This window comes from Segeticoccus rhizosphaerae, assembly GCF_005222685.1.
In the GTDB taxonomy this organism is placed as follows: Bacteria; Actinomycetota; Actinomycetes; order Actinomycetales; family Dermatophilaceae; genus Segeticoccus; species Segeticoccus rhizosphaerae.
The window spans coordinates 1-2,427 of the sequence record NZ_SWMA01000079.1 but is presented as its reverse complement, the minus strand read 5'-3'; the positions used below and the strand labels follow the sequence as shown (position 1 = coordinate 2,427).

The following is a 2,427-nucleotide window of genomic DNA, read 5'->3' as shown; positions in this document are numbered from 1 at the left end:
GTCAATCCTGGCCAAGGTACGCCGCGCACGGACCCGGCTCGACGAAGTGGTTAGCCAATAGCGAGACGGACCACTAGGACCGACCGTCGTCTGCGGCAAGTAGCGCACCGCGCTCACCGGCACGATGTCCAACGGCCGGGCGGAATCTGGGCGTTGCCTCCCTCGTCCACGGACCGCGGCCGTCGCCGCCGGCCACGGAACTGGCCACTGGCTTCGAGTGAAGCTGCCGCGGCTTGGACGGTGACGTGCCGCCCGCTGGGGCAGGGTTTCACCCGCCTACTTCCGCCGTCTCCTGACGTCGAGGCTTCGTGCAACATCTCTTGGCCAATCCGGGACATATGGGCGCCACCTACGGGCAGTTCGTGGAACTCGAGGACTGGCCGAATAACCCACCTTCGGAGACATCCCGACAAGGCGTCCCATGAAGGCGGTGAGGTGACGCAAGGTCGCCCTTTGCTTCGGCCGGCTCAAGGATCGGCGTGCCGTGCTAGCGGCGATTGCGCTTGCGGCGTACGGCGACGACGAGACCCAGTAGGCCGACCCCGGCTACCGCAACAGCGTTGCGAGGCCTATTTGTTGCATCGAGTGTTGCGGCCGACTCGTGCAGCAGTGTGGAGTCGGGCCGATTCTTGCCGAGCGTGTTGGCAGCGGGGGATTTCGCGCCTGGTGCCTTGTCGTCGGGTCGGGGAATGGGCGTTAGCGCCAGCTTGGACGAGGCCCAGCGAAAGGACTTCGGAGTGACGTCTGGTGCGGTGCCGGCGTTCCGCCACGACTCCAGGTTCTCCAGGTGCTTGCACGCTGAGGGGTAGGTGTCGCAGTAGCTCTTCGCTGTCCCCTCGGACCGGGCGGACAGCAGCGCCTTGGTCACGGCCCGGGACAGGGTGTTGGCGCCGGCGTTGAAGACCGAGTTCAGCGTCCGGGACGCGGCAGGGTCGTTGACCCGCAGGGGAGTCCCGGTGCCGGTGGAGACAGCGAAGACCGTGTCACCGTCGGCCAGGGTGTGGATGGGATTGATTGCCCTGGCAAGCCCATCGTTGGCGTTGGCGGACATGCGCTGCGCCGCGGCCTTCTCCAGAGGCGCGTTCGTGGCCACCACGGCGATCGTCGTGTTCAGGTTATTGGAGTCCGGCTTTGGCGGGTGGCACTCGGATCGCTTGGGGATGCGCAGTCCGTCAAACTCATCACCGATACCCAGGCTTGCTCCCAGCAGACTGCAGTCTCGCGGATCAACCGCCGAACCGGCAGAATTGACGATCACGATGGCTCCGACGTAGATCCCATCTCCCAGGTAGACACTCGCAGTACCGACCCCACTCTTCAGACCACCGGAGCGCGCTCCGGTGCCTCCCCCAACCACGCCTTGTCGGACGGGACCGGCGCGGTTCGCGTCGGCTGCCAGGTAGCCCCACGGAGCGGAGGTACGGGACTTGATGTCCCCGCCGCGGCCGAGGTCGAAGATGTCGGCGGCAGGCACGATCGGTGCGACGCCCACGCCGACGTTGACGCCCTCTTTCCGGTCCTCTAGCCAGCGAATGATGCCTGTGGTGGCGTCGAGCCCGTACATGCTGCTGCCGCCGAGCTGGATGGCGTTGACTCCAGGGTTGGAGTTGAGCGGGCTGAGAAGGTCGGTCTCCTTGGTAGCAGGCGCCCCGCCGCTCTGGTCGACGCTGGCCACCGACATCGTTGGCGTGTAGACCACAGTCGTCCCGGTCAGGTAGGTACCTGCCGTCGACTGCACCTGACCGACCCGGATGCCTGGCACGTCGGTGATCGCGTTGTTCTTGCCGGGAAGCCCGGGGTTAGGGGTGGACGGTGTGGCACTTGCCATGGGCAGGCCGGTCACCATCGCCGCCGAAAGAGCCAAGACACCAAGGGACAGGGAAGCACTGCGAGTCTGCATGATGCTGTCCGTTCTATGAGATGCGCGAGAATCGGTTTGATGAAACCGGTTGGCATCAAAAGGATGCCGCGGTTCCGTGCCTATCGCTGAAGTGTCGTAGGCTACTGGACTGGCCTGTGCACTACAAGAGGTGGAGGAGGCCGCGGCACTCCGCCATCTCCTTCTGGGAGAGAAGCGGTGGAACGGGCAGGAACCACGTCCGAAGCCGCGCTGCCCCCGTCGCCGTCAGGTTGGGCTGGCCGTGCTTGCGACGCGCCGGTTACCTTCGGGCAACATCGTTTACCGAGTCCGCTACCACGGCCCCGACCGACAGGAACGCTCCCGGTCATTCCGCACCCGCCGGGACGCCGCGGCCTTCGAGGCCCAGATGAAGAGCGAGCTGGCCACTGGTGATTGGATCGACCCGGCGCGCGGCCGGATGACGCTGGGACGAGCTGAGGACCATTATCGCCTAGTACTACAGCCGCACTTAGTTTTTGCTGGTCCCGCGTGTCGACTGTGTGAGACTGGGAATTCACCGGCATGTT

1 protein-coding gene is annotated in these 2,427 nt (G+C 65.4%); it reads right to left on the bottom strand.

Annotated features, from left to right (window positions below):
• Positions 1–487: 487 nt before the first annotated feature.
• Positions 488–1,900, bottom strand: a complete 1,413-nt coding sequence (locus FCN22_RS21315) for a P1 family peptidase (protein WP_137123571.1) — start codon at positions 1,898–1,900, stop codon at positions 488–490.
• Between the last annotated feature and the right edge of the window lie 527 nt (positions 1,901–2,427).

Coding starts and splice junctions, on each gene's coding strand:
- FCN22_RS21315 (WP_137123571.1), bottom strand. CDS start 1,900: ATGCAGACTCGCAGTGCTTCCCTGTCCCTTGGTGTCTTGGCTCTTTCG.